The sequence below is a fragment of the Methyloglobulus sp. genome, from assembly GCF_964779595.1.
This window is the reverse complement of the sequence record NZ_CBAROL010000016.1, coordinates 1-15,348: the sequence shown is the minus strand read 5'-3', so window position 1 is coordinate 15,348 and position 15,348 is coordinate 1. Positions and strand designations below refer to the sequence as shown.

Below are 15,348 nucleotides of genomic sequence, written 5' to 3'. Positions count from 1 at the left end.
CCAATCCAATACTCCGGTAATATTTTTAAGTTCTAATTACTTCAAAATAGTACAGCACATTAAATTGTGCTATTTTGACTGAACAATAAAGGATTCAAGCCGCAGTCTCAACAAAAAATACAACACTTCAGAGAACAATCAATGCAACAAAACCATCAGGAATCGTGTACTAATCCATGTAATGTTTGTGGCGGTACAGATGTTTCTACCCTTGCCAACTATAGCCGCAACGGTAAGCCGCTTAGGACTGTAATATGTAAAGATTGTGGACTGGTTTGGTCTGATCCTTTACCTCATGATACGCGCAGTTATTACGAAGACGATTACAGGGTTGAATACAAGGGTACGTTCACCCCCAAACCGAAACATATCCTGCGTGCCGGAAAAGTAGCTTTGGGTCGTCGCAAGCTACTGGGCAATTGGATAGCCCAACCGAAGAAAATCCTCGATGTTGGCACAGGCGGCGGCGAATTCGCTTACTTGCTGCAAACGTTGGGTCATGAGGTTAACGGCATAGAGCCAAACAAAGGCTATGCTGAATATTCAAAACAGGAATATGGCTTGAATGTTCAAGTCGGCTTCATCCAAGACATCAACCAACCGGACGAGTCTTTCGACCTGATTACCATCTGGCATGTGCTTGAACATACTGAAAATCCCTGCGACGTGCTAACCAAGCTACATTCATTACTAAAACCCCAAGGCATTTTGGTCGTGGAAGTACCTACGATAGAGGCAACTTGCCAATCGCCAAAAAGCACATTCCACGAAGCCCATATTTTCAATTTCAATTTGGCTACTTTACGTAAGATCGGCGAAAAGGTCGGCTTTAGCGAAGTGGAGCATAAAATTTCCCAAGATGGCGCAAATATAACGGTTTTCTTCCAGAAGAATGCACTGGCTGCTGAAATAACTAACGATAAGGCATTAAAAATTCCTAATAATGCAGAACGTATCATAAACATAGTCAACAACCACACTGTAGTTAAGCATTATTTGACCGCATGGCCTTATCAACGGTTTTTGTGCAGGATGAGCAGAATGATGAATGAGAAATACGCGATTGCTGATTTTGTTACTGGGAAAAAATTGCTTGATCGGCTTTATGCTTGAGCATAAAACTCTGATGCACTGGGATTTAGAAAAGTGAGTCAAACAATTACAGCTTCCAAACCAATGTTGCAAATTGCTTGGGTGGGGTATGCTTTTTGCGTTATTTGTTGCTGCTGATTGTTTCTATAGCAACTATTCAGCGTTCTAATAATTGCTTTGCCGACGGCCTCAGCAAGATTAACAGGAACGGCATTTCCAATTTGGGCATATTGGGATGTTAAAGGGCCCGCAAATTCCCAATCATCAGGAAAAGTTTGGATGCGGGCATATTCTCTAACGGTAAAGGGTCTGGTTTCTTCGGGATGGCAGCGTTCTGTTTGTTTCTGAGCAGGCGCACAAGTAAGGGTTAAGCAAGGTTCATCCCAAGAAATTCTTCTCGCCATTCCTGTCTTTCCACCACTTAAATGAAACGAACCTTTCATGTAATTTTTTTGTAGGTCAATTGGCAGATCCCGCCAATAGCCTCCTGGTGGGATCAACTCCATGATTTCGCGCTTATTTTTTGGATATGCCTGACCCAGCGACAACGGCACATCGGTAGGATATAACTTACCTCTTTTCAATACATCCCGAACCGTAAATATCTCATTACTCTCAAGGGGCCATTCAAACTTAAGGTTAGCGTCCTTTCTCAAGCCTACTAAGAGTACTCTTTCCCTTTTTTGCGGGACGCGATAAAAGAGTGCTTTTAATAACCGAGGAGACATCACGTCATAGCCAAGTTCATCAAGGACAGAAATCATGCCCTCAATGGTTTTGCCGTTTTCATGCTGGAGCAGGCCGCGCACATTCTCACCAACACAAATGAGTGGCTGGGTTTCTTTAACAGCCCGGGCAAATTCAAAAAACAAGGTTCCCCTCGCATCTTCAAAGCCCAGGCGTTTTCCGGCATAGGAAAATGCTTGGCAAGGGAAGCCGCCCGTTATCACGTCAACCTTGCCTTTATAAGGCGTGAAGTCAATCTCGGCAACATCACCCTCGACTACATTCCATTCAGGCCGATTTTTTCTTAAGGTTTCGCAAGCATTTTTATCAATTTCAGAGAGCAGGATGTTGGATAATCCTGCTTTTTCTAATCCAAGCGCAAGCCCACCAGCCCCAGCAAACAATTCGATGGATGTGTATCGTTTTAAAGGGAATTCATCCTTGACCTGAATTTGTTCTTTAAACATAAACCCAATTTTTTCAAATTGTTCCAAGTCTTTCGATCTATAAACACGGTAATTATTGATTGGGGGTCTTACCGGAGTAAGCTTACCTGACTTATCCCAACGCCTTAGGGTTTCCTTGGTAGTCCCCAGCATATCGGCAACCTCAGACAATGAGTAAAAATCCTTCATTGATAACCCTGTGTAATGTTGTTGTTATGGTTATTTTATATTAGGGGTATTCGTAAAAGTGTGTGGAAAATGGTTGGAAAACCCATTTAATTTACTATGCCTAAATCGTAAAACTGTGTGGAATTTTGAAAAAATTTTAATGCCGAACAAATAAGTTTTCAGGAGTGACTGAGAATAACAGTAAGACACCTTAACACTATTAGCCTCCAAACTTTGCCCGTAAGGGTCAAAAAATTAAAAAACCGAATAGAGCATAAATTTTTATGCCAAATTCAATATATTGCTTGCGTGTTTTCAAAGATTTATGGTTATATTTGGTTGTAAATTATTCAATATAAACTAATCTCAAGCGGAAGAATAGCTACTTCATTCAAGATGATAGGAGCGTTTAGCAGTTCAATAAGACAATCAGTGGTCAACATATTCCAGTAATAGGTTTTATTGATGGGTGAAGCTGAGGCCAAAAATGGGGTTTAACCAGCCGTGTTTAAGTGCTTGGTTGCCAGTTCACCCGTAATGCTTAAAACAGATGATTATTTGCCAAACTGGGCAGAACTCAGCAAATGTCGGCAACGCGCTTGTTTTGCCGCAAACGGATCAAATAAATAAACCAAAAATAACAAATACTTGTTTAAGGGGTAAACAATGAATGTTGCTGATGAAATAGAAAAACTGGCAAAGCTGCGCGACAGGGGTGTTATTTCCGACGAAGAGTTTCAGAAACTTAAGGTGCAAATTTTGGGTACGGAAAAGCCCTCGTCGGTAGACGATAAGGATAAAAATGCCAAAAGTAAGCCGCCTGAAGGCAAAATCGGGAATGAAACAGAAGCATTAAACGACAATGCTAATGCTGAACCCGAAGCGTCAGCAGAAATAATACAAGACAATGTTTTGGACAAGAATAATGAGTTAAAAGAAAACATAAACGGAAAGGGAAATGAGGAAGAATCTACATCTGCTGCCAACACAAATGATACCAGTCAAGAAAAACCTGAAAAGTCCGGCAATAGTACAACTTGGCGTATTATTGTTGGAGTAATATTGATTGTTTTTTTCTAGCCAAAACTTGTTCTAAGAGCTTTAACTCTCAGGAAAGTGAAACACCTAATCAGGCAAGTACAGAAAGTTACAAAGTACCAATACCGAGCTCATCTGAAATATCAGAAAATAAAAAGATAATTTTGACAATTGCTGAAAAAGATGAGTTAGATACGATTAAAGAGGGAAAAGATTTAAATGGTTTTATGGGACATGAAATCAGCAAAAGTACAAGCTTATATATAATGAAAAATGATTTTGGAGAATTATCAGGATGTAGAATATCTATTCACGGAGATGCTGGTTTAGAAGGCATACCTTTCGCACATTCAAACTGGGATCTGCATATAATTATTAGCCAAGATTTAGGTAAAAACAAAATATTTACAAAAAACAGAATCAGCGATAATGGAGGTGAAGTCCGGTTAGAATTTAAAGATCGCTATTACTCTTTGGACAAAAAATTAGATAATGATGGGAGTCGCGTCATTTTCTTAACTCCGGCTATCATTGAAGATTTTTTGAACAATGATATTGTTAAAGCAAATAGCGGAATGATAGGAGATGCTGAATTCAGTTTTTCTTATGATTTGCATACTTTTAAAAAAGCTTATAATTTCTCACAAATTTTATGTTTGTCGGCCAATGTTGACGAAATAATTAATAATCCAACTAGCCCAATGGCTTCCCAGCCACAATCGATTGGTTCAGAAAACAATTCATCTATCGAAATTACTAATACAAACGCACAGATCGATAATAACAACGCACCTATATCTTCCGAAGCTTCAAACCCGTCACAGGAGATAAAAACGCCAAAAGAAATTGAAAAAACACCAGCCCCGGCAACAGAAACCGCCAGCACACCAAAAGAAGAAAGCACACCACCATCAGCCAAACCATCTACGGATTTAATCCAATACGATTCCCCCGCAACGCCCTTTGTTATTCAGATGATTGATGCGGCGCGAGACACCGAAAAGCTGTTTGCCGCCAAAAACAGCCTGACGGAACTCGGAAGACCCGCCAAAGGCGACCGCAAAGCGGCGCGGAAGTTGAACGACACCGCGATTGCATTAATGGGCGAGAAAAAATACACCGACGCCATCCCCGTATTGCAAGAAGCCCACAAGACCGATCCGGCGGATATTGAAATTATGAACAACCTCGCCTACGCCCGTATAGAAGAAGGCATTACCGAAAACAACTTCACCAAAGCCAAAGCAGCCCTGGTGGATACCTTGCAGTTAAAGCCGGAACGGGCGCAAGCATGGGCTAATTTGGGCAGGACGTTTGCGCTGGAAGGCAACGAAACCGCCGCCACCAATTGCTATATCAATTTCTTCCGCTTTGCGGAAAATAAAGAGAAGGCGTTAAGTCGTCTTCAAAGCGGTATCAATGAAACCAACCCGGCATTGAGCAAAGCCTTAACGAACGCCTACAGCTACGTTAAGTCCAGCCTGCAACCGGAAACCGCCCCAGAAAGCGGTGAAGCAAGCCAATAAATATTGAAATGTATGGAAAGTTCAAAAGATACCCATTTCTTCTGGAATACCGTTAAGTTAAGGATTAACCGTTCGTCCTGAGCCTGTCGAAGGATGAATGGTTAATCCGCTCATGGTTCGACAGGCTCACCACGTACGGCTTAATTTAATTTCATATCCACCAGAGTTTATGAGTTTAACAGTAGCAATTGGAAAGACAAACAATGATCAACACACAAACAATGCTTAAAACCAATGCAAATATAGCTTCTTTCTTGATCGGGCTGATTATCGCCTTAGCTTTTCCCACAGCCCAAGCCACCCAAACACTGCAAGCCCAGCCCATAGCAAAAACAGGAGCTTGCCCATTAGGCTATGCAACCAGCGGCAGCTACTGCAAACCCGGCAGTAACGCCCGTTTTGCCATTGAAAAGCGTGGCTCTTGTGCGAGCGGTTATTCCACCAGCGGCGGTTATTGCCTTGCCGGAAACTCCGCCAAACCCGCCATTCACAAGCAAGGCAGTTGCCCGTCGGGTTGGACGGCAAGTGGCAATTACTGCCTATCGTCGCGCTAAGCTCTGGATTCAAATATGTTAATTCTAAATTTACAACCCCTGGTCTAAGGAGAAAAAATGAGTATTGCCGATGAACTAGAAAAACTGGCGAATCTTCGGGATAACGGTGCGCTTACTGAAGAAGAGTTTCAAGAACATAAGAAAAGATCAATGTGCAAGATTTTGCCTACAACCAATATGAAGAATGATCTCAATAGCAAGAAAATGAACAATTCATCAGCAAACTCTAACACTTCCAGCACAACAGATAACAAAGATTTCATAATTGGCATACTTTTTATTTTTGTATGTATTTATGGTGTTTGGAAAATTGGTATTTATTCATATGATAAGTTTTTTTCTAGTCCCGTGGAGATCACTACTGAAAAATCAGAACAAAAAACAGAAACTGAATCTAACACTTTGACTGGCTCTAGTGACTCGAACGAAAAAATAGGGTTCGAGCTAATTAAAAGGCCGGAAGGTGCTGGGTTATCAGCATTTTGTGATCGATTTGAGAATATACATATTATTGAGCATATTAATAAAACTGCTGGCGCATTAAATTATCCAGTACATATTATTGGATACAGTTTCGATTGTCTTTCAAGAATTACAGGAAATACTAGAGATACAGTTTATATAGGTTGGATGAAAAATACAGACAATGGTGGTTATGAGTGTATTTATAATGGTCAAAATAAAAGTGCTGTTATTTCAAAAGATTGGCTGGAGTGTGGTGGCCTAAATTAAAAGTTGGATTGTGGGGATATTGCCCCTAACCGTAGATTATTAAATATCAATACAAGGATAAATTTCATGGGAAAGCCTATCAGCCTGTTTTCAGATTTTTCGAAAAGCGAGAATAGAACAACCAATTACTGTCTGCTCGTTTTAAAGATGGTTTATGAGGAAAATCCGCGTTATCTGGCGGGAGCATTAACTAACTTACTGGGTGATGAGGTAATCGGTAACCAAATTGGTGTTGTGTTTTCTCAGCAAGAAAAACAAGGAAATGGTATTCCTGATGGGCTTATAGTTCAAAAGCCAATTACAATTTTCATTGAAACAAAAAACTCGAATCAATTTGATGAAGAGCAACTTAAAAGGCATTTGCAGGGCTTAGATAATAAAAATGGATCAAAGATACTGGTTGCGTTGGGGCTATTTGAAGAAGAGGAGGCTAGACGATTGCCAAATATTCAAACACTTTGTCAAAACAAACAAGGTGAGATCATTTTTTTTGCAGCCAAATCATTTGAAGAGTTCATTGAATGCTTACAATTGCCACATTTGACAAAAAATCTAGCTGATAACATCGAAGAACTGCGGGCATATTTTGATAAACAAAAGCTGCTGCCATCCTGGAAAGGTAGGCTTGATGTTGTAAACTGCAAGGCTTCTTTTGATGAAATTGAGTACAAAGAGAATGAAATTAATACACAAGGAGGAGCTTATATTTGTCCGGCTAGCGGCGGAGCTTACTCTCATAAACGTAGCGAATTCTTTGGTACGTACCGAGATAAAAAAGTAGAAAAAATTGCTCAAATTCGTGCCGTAATTGATGTGAAATCCAAAGAATCGGCGGAAATAATGTGGAAAAATAACAAAGAAAATAAATCTGAACTTATTAGAGAAGCCATTGATATTGTGGGCAAAAGACGACCAAATGATAACCTGCCTTATCGAGTATTTTTGCTTGGCCAGCTTTATGATACCAATTTTATAAAGGATAGTCGTTTCGCTATGCAAGGCAGCAAGCAGTACTTCAATGTGGCTGGACAAGGTAAAACAAAAACCGCAAAAGAAGTAGCTGATGAGTTAAAAGATAAAGTTTGGTCACAAATTCTAGGAATTCGAGTTTGAAATACCCTTTCAACCAATAACCCGTAAGATGGTTTCTCGCCAGCAAACCGTCATTAACATGGTATGGAAAAGAGCCGTTGGTACGATTAGCGTTAGCGAAATCGTACGTATGAGTGTTAAGGATACCATTCCTCCGATTACGCTAACGCTAATCGGAGCTACATGGGCTCAGGTTTCAAGGCCATAAGATGGGCTTACAAGATGTACCGAAAGATGGTAAGCGCATCGTTCGCGTATGATTTGCTTCAGTAACCGATGCGCCCAGTTCCTTGGCACAATCTATATTAACACTGCCGAAACGTGCTGCTAACCCTCACAACAACCTATAAACCCGCCACCGACCTGGGCTATTTGCTCCATAAAAACCCGGACAATGTGCATACCTTCTCGTTGTCATTTGGCAAGGCGCATATGTTTTATCCAGAAACACCAACGCGTAAGATGGTTTCGCTCTAGCAAACCGTCATTGAACATTGAATCTACGATGCATAGTCTGTTACACTGAAAATCACCCGTGCAATCACGCTTTCACTGAGGCTTTAACAATGATTCGAGAAACTTCTGCCATGACAGTGCAGCAGAACTTAAACGAGCTGCTTGACGAAGTTCAATACCAGCATGAGCAAATTATTATTACCCATGCTGGCAAGCCCGTTGCAGCATTGGTTGATATGATGCTGTTTGAGAAATTTCGCCAAAATGAGCAAGCCTTTCAATCCATGAGTAATGAAATTGCCCAAGCCTTTGCCGATAGTAGTGAAGATGACATTAACGCGCTGTTAAGTGAGGCTAAACGCGCATAATGTTGCGTGTTGTTTTAGACAGCAACGTCATTTTATCTGGGCTAATGTCACCTAAAGGCACAACGGGGCAAATTGTTCAGGCCTGGAAAGACAATCGCTTTACGCTGCTGATTTGTGAAGCACAATTGGAAGAAATCAAACGGGTTTTAGCATACCCAAAAATTCAAAAACGTTTGAATTGGTCAGCCGAAAAAATAAACCTCTTCGTTAAACTGCTGGCTTATCGCGCTGAATATGTAGATATTAGCAGCGTTAAAGCCTATGTACCACAAGACGCGGATGATGAAATGCTGTTAGCAACATTGATGGCTGCAAAAGCAGATTATTTAGTCAGTGGCGATAGCGATTTATTGGCCTTACGCGAAAGCTTTGCCATTATCACTCCTGCCCAATTCCTAGCGGCGTGGGATGGGCTTGCGAATCCGTAAAGCGATACTATGTTGGGTAGGATGGTTTGTTGTGCGGGTTATCAAATGTAAAACTGTCAGCATTGCCAGGAAATGCTGTTAAATCTCCCCTCAATCACAGTGACCCGGGTCGAGGAACAAAACGGCAACGATTACCCTATCTATGCCGTACCCAACACTGAGCCGCAATTCTGCCTGGAGTGCTTGGGCACGGCGTTTTATGGTCATGGCACGAAGACGCACCTGTACATGGATACGCCCATCCATGGTCGCCGCGTAGGTGTCTTGCTAGAGCGCAAACGCTATAAGTGCCGGGGCTGTAGTAAAACATTTTCCCAAGATTGCAGCGACATCAATGATAACCACCGTGCCACCAATCGGCTAGTGGAATATGTTGAGAACAATGCCCTGGACAGGACATTCACCAGTGTTGCCGATGAGATCGGGGTCACGGAAGGCACGGTCAGGAAGATTGTCGGCAGTTACATTGAAAAGCTGGAGGAAAAATATCAATTTGAATCGCCAGAAATATTGGGGATAGATGAAGTCCATCTTAACCGCAAAATGCGCCTGGTATTCACCAATATTGGCGAAAACACGATTTTAGACCTGATTAGCAGCCGTAAGAAACAAACGGTTATCAATGCCTTGTACCGTTTCAAGTCGTTGAAGAAAATCAAGTACGTCACGATGGATATGTGGCGGCCTTACCGCGATGCTGTTAGTGCTGTGCTTCCCCTTGCAGTGATCGTTATCGACAAGTTCCATGTCGTAAAAATGGCGAATGAAGCCGTGGAGAAGGGTCGTAAAGACCTGCGCGGCCAAATGACCAAAGATGAGGTCAAGCAGCTTAAAAAAGACCGCTTCTTGATGCTGAGGCGACGGCGTGACCTAGATGCAAGCCAAGAGTTCCTGTTGTCAAGCTGGACGGAAAACTATCCATTGCTTCACGATCTTTATCACGCCAAGGAACGCTTCTATGGCATTTGGGATAGCAATCTGACCAGGAAGCAAGCTGAAACCACCTACCTGGACTGGAAAGATTCAATCCCTACCAGTATCCGTGGCTATTTTGCCGATCTGGAGAAAGCAATAGAAAACTGGCATACGGAAGTATTCAACTACTTCGACCATAAACTCACTAACGACTACACAGAGTCAGCCAACAACCATATCAAATCGATTGCCCGACAAGGCCGTGGTTACAGTTTTGAGGTGTTAAGAGCAAAAGTCCTGTTCACCAATGCCAAACATAAAATCAAGAAAAAATCCTTTAAATCGGGAATCCAGGAAGATGTTTTGGGCTATGGCTAGCCAAAAATGGGTGATGATTTTTTAAACTATGGGGTGATAATTCCACACGGTGATAAAAAATGAGATTTTTAGAAATTCCACACGGTTTTACGAATACCCTAAAAACCTTAGGGATAAACACGATTATTCCTTACACATAGGCAAGGATTTTTGGCATCGGCTTACGGGCGATGAGAGTTTTTACTCAGAATTATCAAAAGCTATCGCTGAAGTTGCAATGAAAGCAAAAGGGGTGGAATTGATTGAGGAAGTGGTAAGTATTCTTGCCCAAAAGGATGAGATTAAGAAATTAGCAGGAAGTAATAATTAATCTCGATATAGCTTGCAGAACCGAAGGTTTCAGTGCCTCATACTTCGATCCGTTACGCCTCCAAGTCTAACATTTGACAAACAAGTTAATAATCACTCCTCAATACCCAGCTCTTTTACCTTGCGGGTCAAGGTATTCCGTCCGTAACCCAGTAACAAAGCGGCTTCGTGCCGCCGTCCACGGGTGAAGTCCAAGGCAGCTTTGATTAGTATGCTTTCCACGATAGGGATGGTTTGTTTGGCTACATCGCTGTGGCTAGCTGCGCCGGATTGGGCGCGTTTGATGAGTTGATGGTCAATCCAGTTTCTCAGTGATGTTTCCCAATCGGTTACAGTGCCTTCTGTAGCCATCGTTGTATTAAGCAATTCAGGTGGCAGGTCATCCAGTTGTATTTCCCGACCGGATGCCATGACGGTAAGCCAGCGACAACTGTTCTCCAACTGCCTGACGTTGCCAGGCCATTCTAAGCCACTCAAAAAACTTTCCGCATCCTGGGTCAGCAGTTTGACTTCGGTGTTAAGTTCTTGCGCCGCTTGGGTTAAGAAGTGGCGCAGCAATAGGGGAATGTCTTGTTTCCGTTCCCGCAGTGCGGGAATATGGATGCGGATAACGTTCAATCTATGAAACAAATCTTCCCGAAAACGGCTTTGCTCAACCAGCACTTCAAGATTCTGATGGGTTGCAGCAATAATACGCACATCCACTTTTATCGCTGAATGACCACCGACCGAATAAAACTCCCCATCGGAAAGTACCCTCAGCAATCGCGTTTGCAGTTCTGCGGGCATATCGCCGATTTCGTCGAGAAAGAGAGTGCCGCCGTTAGCTTGTTCAAATCGACCGGAACGACGCGCTTGTGCGCCGGTGAAAGAGCCTTTCTCGTGACCAAACAACTCCGATTCCATCAGGTCTTTTGGAATGGCTGCCATATTCAAGGCAATAAAAGGTTTTTTGGCTCTGGGGCTGTGCCGGTGTAAGGCTTTGGCAACTAATTCCTTGCCCGTTCCTGATTCACCATTGATAAGCACGGTGATGTGGGATCTTGCCAATCGTCCGATGGCGCGAAACACTTCTTGCATAGCGGGTGCTGCACCAATAATTTCTGGCGTTGCAGCAAGCGCAGCGGGTTCTTTTTGCTCATCCACCTTATTCCGCCGCCCATGTTGGACAGCGCGATGGGCAAGATCAACGACCTCCTTAATATCGAAGGGTTTGGGCAGGTATTCAAAAGCCCCGCCATGAAAGGCTGAAACCGCACTTTCAAGATCTGAGTGTGCGGTCATAACAATGACCGGCAAATCAGGGTGGCTAATCTGAATTTTGTCCAACAACTGTAAACCATCCATGCCCGGCATTCGTATGTCTGTAATCAAGGCATCTGGCGTGTCTGTATCCAAAGCATCCAATAGATCCCTAGCAGCAGAAAAATTCCGAGTACTGATGTCCGCCTTTTGCAGGGCTTTTTCAACCACCCAGCGGATAGACTTGTCGTCATCAACAATCCAGACAGTTTCAGGCTTGCTCATTGCCAATTCTCCTTGTGCTTAAATGGGTAAAATAATCGAAAAAACCGTACTGCCAGGTTCGCTGTGGCATTCGATCAGACCGTTATGTTGATTAATCAATGATTGTGCGATAGATAAGCCCAAACCCGTGCCATCTGCACGTCCGGTAATCATCGGGTAAAAAATACGTTCCATGAGGTCAGGATCAATACCAGAGCCATTGTCGATAATGTCTATTTTTACTGCCAGTTTATGATGCTGCCGACCGATGATCTGGTTTCTCTGAATGCGGGACTTAAGAATGATTTTGCCCTTGCCATCGAGTGCTTGCACCGCATTTTTAGCGATATTCAACACGGCTTGTATCAACAAATTCCGGTCTGCACGAATGTCAGGAATACTGGGATCATAATCGCAAATAATGCTGAGTCCACCCGAAGATTCCGCTTCCACGAGCTGCCTGACCCGTTCCAGCACTTCGTGAACATTAATTACCTTAAAGTCAGGCGGCTTATTCGGACCCAGTAATTTGTCCATCAAGCCTTGCAGACGATCAGATTCTGCAATGATGATCTGGGTATATTCTTTAAGGTCGGGATCTTCCAGTTCCATATTTAGCAACTGCGCTGCGCCGCGCAGCCCACCCAAGGGATTTTTTATCTCATGTGCGAGACCTCTCACCAATAATCTCGCGGTATTTTGTTGGCTAAGTAGCTGTTCTTCCTTAGAAATACGTAAATGATTATCCATCCGTTGCAATTCAACCAGAATCTCGTTAACTCGGTCATCGACTAACAAGGGCGTAGCACACAGATTGACGGTAAAGCTTTGCCCCATACGATCTAGTATTAGCTCATGATCGACCAAAGGTTCAGCCATCGTCAGGCATTGTTGTAAATTGATTAGCAATGCTGGATCAGAGAATTTGAATAACTCCGTTGCGCTAACACCAACCAAATGCCGAGCACTATCCGCAAGTAGAATTTCCCCTGCTGTATTTATGTAAACAAGGGTTAAGTCACTATTGAATAATAGGGTAGCGGTATTGAGGTGATCCAGTATGCGTTTAAACATGATTTTTGGGCCGGCGTTTTGTTCGGAATAATCACTTCTAAAAAATAAGCAATTAACAGACCATATTTTAAAAAAGTTAGTTAGTTTGCCTAATTATGCAAAACACCTTCTGCTAACGGCTTGATATAAGCTTGCAAGCTATGAAATAGAACACTTAGACATTGACCAACTAAGCAAAAAATCAAAAGCTGGAAATTGATTGTCGCACCATTATAGTGCGATTGACTGGTCGGGGCGTGTAAATTACCTGAGGACTTGTCGATTAATTAAATCGACATGTCGGCAAAGTGGGTTTGAGCTGAATATTGAGGGTTTTAACTACGTGATATCCGATCAGATATTATCAGCCATTTGTGCAGATAAGTGCTTTAATTCCTGCTCCATTGAGGTATCCGGCATCTCCATACCAACACGTTTATACCAATAACGTGCGTTGGATAAATCGCCTTCGATTCGGTGCAAATAACCGTGAATTTGGCAAGATAAGGGGTCGGAATAATCCTGTATTAATTGATGTGCAGCATCCCATTCGTCATTTTCGATGAATTGTAATGCTTGCTGATGAATAGCTTTCATGATGTTGTTAGACATAAAAAAACCTCGTAAGCCAATGACTTACGAGGTTTATGAGCTTCTCTACCAGCTACTTTTACAAGCTGTAATACAAATCGTATTCAACGGGATGTGTACTCATGCGTAGACGGGTGACTTCGGCCATTTTCAGGTCGATGTAGCCGTCAATCGCATCATCGGTGAACACGCCGCCACGGGTCAAGAAGTCACGGTCTTTGTCCAGCGCATCCAAGGCTTGGTCGAAGGCGTGGCAGACTTGTGGGATCAGTTTTTCTTCTTCGGGTGGCAAGTCATACAAATCCTTGTCCATCGCTTCACCTGGATGAATTTTGTTTTGAATGCCGTCCAAACCTGCCATCATCATCGCCGCAAACGCTAAGTAAGGGTTGGCAGTTGAATCAGGGAAGCGTACTTCAATACGACGACCTTTTGGGTTGTTAACGAAAGGAATACGGATAGAAGCGGAACGGTTACGTGCTGAGTAAGCCAGCATCACAGGTGCTTCAAAGCCAGGAACCAGACGTTTGTAGCTGTTGGTTGAGGCGTTGGTAAAGGCGTTAAGTGCTTTGGCATGTTTAATGATACCGCCAATGTAGTACAACGCCGTTTCAGACAAGCCACCGTACAAGTCGCCGGAAAACAAGTTAACGCCGCCTTTAGCGAGTGATTGATGTACGTGCATACCGCTACCGTTATCGCCAACCAATGGTTTAGGCATGAAGGTTGCTGTCTTGCCATAAGCATGAGCAATGTTGGCTACTACGTATTTAAGCCCCAGCACTTCATCCGCTTTTTTTACCAAGGTGTTGAATTTTACGCCGATTTCGCATTGTCCAGCAGTTGCCACCTCATGGTGATGCACTTCAGTGACCATGCCCATTTCTTCCAATGTTGAACACATGGCAGAGCGCATGTCTTGTAAGGAATCGACTGGTGGCACAGGGAAATAGCCGCCTTTGATGCCAGGACGATGACCGATGTTACCATCAGGATAGACCTTTTCTGAGTTCCAGCCCGCTTCTTCGGAATCCACTTTGTAGAAAGAGCCGCTCATGTCGGTACCCCAACGCACATCGTCAAATATGAAGAATTCGTTTTCAGGGCCGAAGAATGCGGTATCAGCGATACCGGTTGATTTTAGATAGGCTTCTGCACGTTTTGCGATGGAGCGTGGATCGCGTTCGTAACCTTGCATATTTTTAGGTTCAATAATATCGCAACGCAAAATTAAGGTTTTGTCATCATAGAAAGGATCTAGCACGGCAGTTGATGCTTCAGGCATCAGGATCATGTCGGATTCGTTGATGTGCTTCCAACCTGCGATTGAAGAGCCGTCGAACATTTTGCCTTCTTCAAAAGTGCCTTCATCAATGCTGTGAGCTGGGAACGTGACGTGTTGTTCTTTGCCACGGGTATCGCAAAAGCGAAAATCGACGTATTTTACGTCGTTTTCTTTGATCATTTTCATTACGTTTGCTGCTGACATTTTTTATAGTCTCCTAAGATATTAGTTCTGTGATTTTAGCCAAACTGGGTAACGATACCATTTTTTTTATTGGGTTTGCCACTAAAAAAAGCGGTTGTTGAAAAACGACAGCTACTGTAGGGAAATTGATCCGCCATATAACTAAAATGGTGCATATTTGTTTAAAACGCACAACATTAGAGCAGTATTATTAAGGGCTTGTTGCACAAACCCAATAAATTCGCATTTTTACAACTGGCATAATATTTGCTTAGTTATGTATGCGACAATCACACAAACAATTTCTTAGAAGAGTATTAGAGAGGAGTTACCATGAATAACAAACAGAATCACCGTCCCCACCTCAAACCCTTAATCGCCGCAATCGCTGCGCTCTGTGCCATTGGTACAGTACACGCTAAAAGCCTGACCGAAGCCAGCACCTTGCTGGAAACCGTCGGTGACCCCAACGAAAGCAGCTTCATGAAAAGCAACCAGCTCA

General features: G+C 42.9%; 16 protein-coding genes. 11 read left to right on the top strand and 5 right to left on the bottom strand.

Features of this window, described 5'->3' with window-relative positions; all coding sequences use genetic code 11:
- The first annotated feature begins 141 nt into the window (after window positions 1-141).
- A complete protein-coding gene (locus AC1YY3_RS07600) occupies window positions 142-1,113 on the top strand; it encodes a class I SAM-dependent methyltransferase (RefSeq protein WP_481824212.1) in 972 nt (323 codons plus the stop codon).
- 38 nt (window positions 1,114-1,151) lie between these two features.
- Here AC1YY3_RS07600 and dcm read toward each other — a convergent pair whose 3' ends face one another.
- On the bottom strand, window positions 1,152-2,453 hold the full coding sequence (dcm, locus tag AC1YY3_RS07595; protein WP_481824213.1) for a DNA (cytosine-5-)-methyltransferase: 1,302 nt from the start codon (window positions 2,451-2,453) through the stop codon (window positions 1,152-1,154).
- A 645-nt stretch (window positions 2,454-3,098) separates the two neighbouring features.
- On the opposite strand from dcm, the gene AC1YY3_RS07590 reads away from it, so the two are divergent.
- The 10 genes from AC1YY3_RS07590 (at window position 3,099) to AC1YY3_RS07545 (ending at window position 10,229) form a co-directional block, all read left to right on the top strand.
- Complete coding sequence (locus AC1YY3_RS07590) at window positions 3,099-3,512, top strand: SHOCT domain-containing protein (RefSeq protein WP_481824214.1); 414 nt, start codon at window positions 3,099-3,101, stop codon at window positions 3,510-3,512.
- A 122-nt stretch (window positions 3,513-3,634) separates the two neighbouring features.
- Window positions 3,635-4,996, top strand: a complete 1,362-nt coding sequence (locus AC1YY3_RS07585) for a tetratricopeptide repeat protein (protein ID WP_481824215.1) — start codon at window positions 3,635-3,637, stop codon at window positions 4,994-4,996.
- Between the two features lie 221 nt (window positions 4,997-5,217).
- Window positions 5,218-5,550, top strand: coding sequence for a hypothetical protein (locus AC1YY3_RS07580; protein WP_481824216.1), 333 nt, complete (start codon window positions 5,218-5,220; stop codon window positions 5,548-5,550).
- Between the two features lie 57 nt (window positions 5,551-5,607).
- The gene (locus tag AC1YY3_RS07575; protein WP_481824217.1) at window positions 5,608-6,282 is read left to right on the top strand and encodes an SHOCT domain-containing protein; all 675 of its coding nucleotides are present in this window, start codon (window positions 5,608-5,610) and stop codon (window positions 6,280-6,282) included.
- Window positions 6,283-6,348: 66 nt separating this feature from the next.
- Window positions 6,349-7,395: a hypothetical protein gene (locus AC1YY3_RS07570; protein ID WP_481824218.1), complete on the top strand. Its 1,047-nt coding sequence runs from the start codon at window positions 6,349-6,351 to the stop codon at window positions 7,393-7,395.
- 300 nt (window positions 7,396-7,695) lie between these two features.
- Window positions 7,696-7,851: a hypothetical protein gene (locus tag AC1YY3_RS07565; RefSeq protein ID WP_481824219.1), complete on the top strand. Its 156-nt coding sequence runs from the start codon at window positions 7,696-7,698 to the stop codon at window positions 7,849-7,851.
- Between the two features lie 89 nt (window positions 7,852-7,940).
- Window positions 7,941-8,198, top strand: a complete 258-nt coding sequence (locus AC1YY3_RS07560) for a type II toxin-antitoxin system Phd/YefM family antitoxin (RefSeq protein WP_481824220.1) — start codon at window positions 7,941-7,943, stop codon at window positions 8,196-8,198.
- Window positions 8,198-8,626: a putative toxin-antitoxin system toxin component, PIN family gene (locus tag AC1YY3_RS07555; protein WP_481824221.1), complete on the top strand. Its 429-nt coding sequence runs from the start codon at window positions 8,198-8,200 to the stop codon at window positions 8,624-8,626. The genes AC1YY3_RS07560 and AC1YY3_RS07555 overlap by 1 nt, the downstream gene beginning before the upstream one ends.
- Window positions 8,627-8,725: 99 nt before the next feature.
- Complete coding sequence (locus AC1YY3_RS07550) at window positions 8,726-9,919, top strand: ISL3 family transposase (RefSeq protein WP_481824222.1); 1,194 nt, start codon at window positions 8,726-8,728, stop codon at window positions 9,917-9,919.
- A gap of 49 nt (window positions 9,920-9,968) precedes the next feature.
- Window positions 9,969-10,229, top strand: coding sequence for a hypothetical protein (locus AC1YY3_RS07545; protein WP_481824223.1), 261 nt, complete (start codon window positions 9,969-9,971; stop codon window positions 10,227-10,229).
- Window positions 10,230-10,321: 92 nt separating this feature from the next.
- Here the strand turns inward: AC1YY3_RS07545 and ntrC are convergent, their stop codons facing one another.
- The 4 genes from ntrC to glnA all read right to left on the bottom strand — a co-directional run bounded on the left by ntrC (window position 10,322) and on the right by glnA (window position 14,867).
- Window positions 10,322-11,755 (bottom strand): nitrogen regulation protein NR(I), encoded by a 1,434-nt coding sequence (gene ntrC / locus AC1YY3_RS07540; protein WP_482194395.1) that lies wholly within the window; start codon window positions 11,753-11,755, stop codon window positions 10,322-10,324.
- Window positions 11,756-11,773: 18 nt separating this feature from the next.
- Window positions 11,774-12,808, bottom strand: coding sequence for a nitrogen regulation protein NR(II) (glnL, locus tag AC1YY3_RS07535; protein ID WP_482194394.1), 1,035 nt, complete (start codon window positions 12,806-12,808; stop codon window positions 11,774-11,776).
- 333 nt (window positions 12,809-13,141) lie between these two features.
- Complete coding sequence (locus AC1YY3_RS07530) at window positions 13,142-13,399, bottom strand: hypothetical protein (protein WP_481824226.1); 258 nt, start codon at window positions 13,397-13,399, stop codon at window positions 13,142-13,144.
- 58 nt (window positions 13,400-13,457) lie between these two features.
- A complete protein-coding gene (gene glnA, locus AC1YY3_RS07525) occupies window positions 13,458-14,867 on the bottom strand; it encodes a glutamate--ammonia ligase (RefSeq protein WP_481824227.1) in 1,410 nt (469 codons plus the stop codon).
- Window positions 14,868-15,348 lie beyond the last annotated feature (481 nt).

Bases quoted from the DNA above. Each gene is read 5' to 3' on its own strand.
- dcm (WP_481824213.1), bottom strand. From the start codon at position 2,453: ATGAAGGATTTTTACTCATTGTCTGAGGTTGCCGATATGCTGGGGACT.
- AC1YY3_RS07590 (WP_481824214.1), top strand. From the start codon at position 3,099: ATGAATGTTGCTGATGAAATAGAAAAACTGGCAAAGCTGCGCGACAGG.
- AC1YY3_RS07580 (WP_481824216.1), top strand. From the start codon at position 5,218: ATGCTTAAAACCAATGCAAATATAGCTTCTTTCTTGATCGGGCTGATT.
- AC1YY3_RS07600 (WP_481824212.1), top strand. From the start codon at position 142: ATGCAACAAAACCATCAGGAATCGTGTACTAATCCATGTAATGTTTGT.
- AC1YY3_RS07530 (WP_481824226.1), bottom strand. From the start codon at position 13,399: ATGTCTAACAACATCATGAAAGCTATTCATCAGCAAGCATTACAATTC.
- glnL (WP_482194394.1), bottom strand. From the start codon at position 12,808: ATGTTTAAACGCATACTGGATCACCTCAATACCGCTACCCTATTATTC.
- AC1YY3_RS07570 (WP_481824218.1), top strand. From the start codon at position 6,349: ATGGGAAAGCCTATCAGCCTGTTTTCAGATTTTTCGAAAAGCGAGAAT.
- AC1YY3_RS07555 (WP_481824221.1), top strand. From the start codon at position 8,198: ATGTTGCGTGTTGTTTTAGACAGCAACGTCATTTTATCTGGGCTAATG.
- ntrC (WP_482194395.1), bottom strand. From the start codon at position 11,755: ATGAGCAAGCCTGAAACTGTCTGGATTGTTGATGACGACAAGTCTATC.
- AC1YY3_RS07560 (WP_481824220.1), top strand. From the start codon at position 7,941: ATGATTCGAGAAACTTCTGCCATGACAGTGCAGCAGAACTTAAACGAG.
- AC1YY3_RS07575 (WP_481824217.1), top strand. From the start codon at position 5,608: ATGAGTATTGCCGATGAACTAGAAAAACTGGCGAATCTTCGGGATAAC.
- glnA (WP_481824227.1), bottom strand. From the start codon at position 14,867: ATGTCAGCAGCAAACGTAATGAAAATGATCAAAGAAAACGACGTAAAA.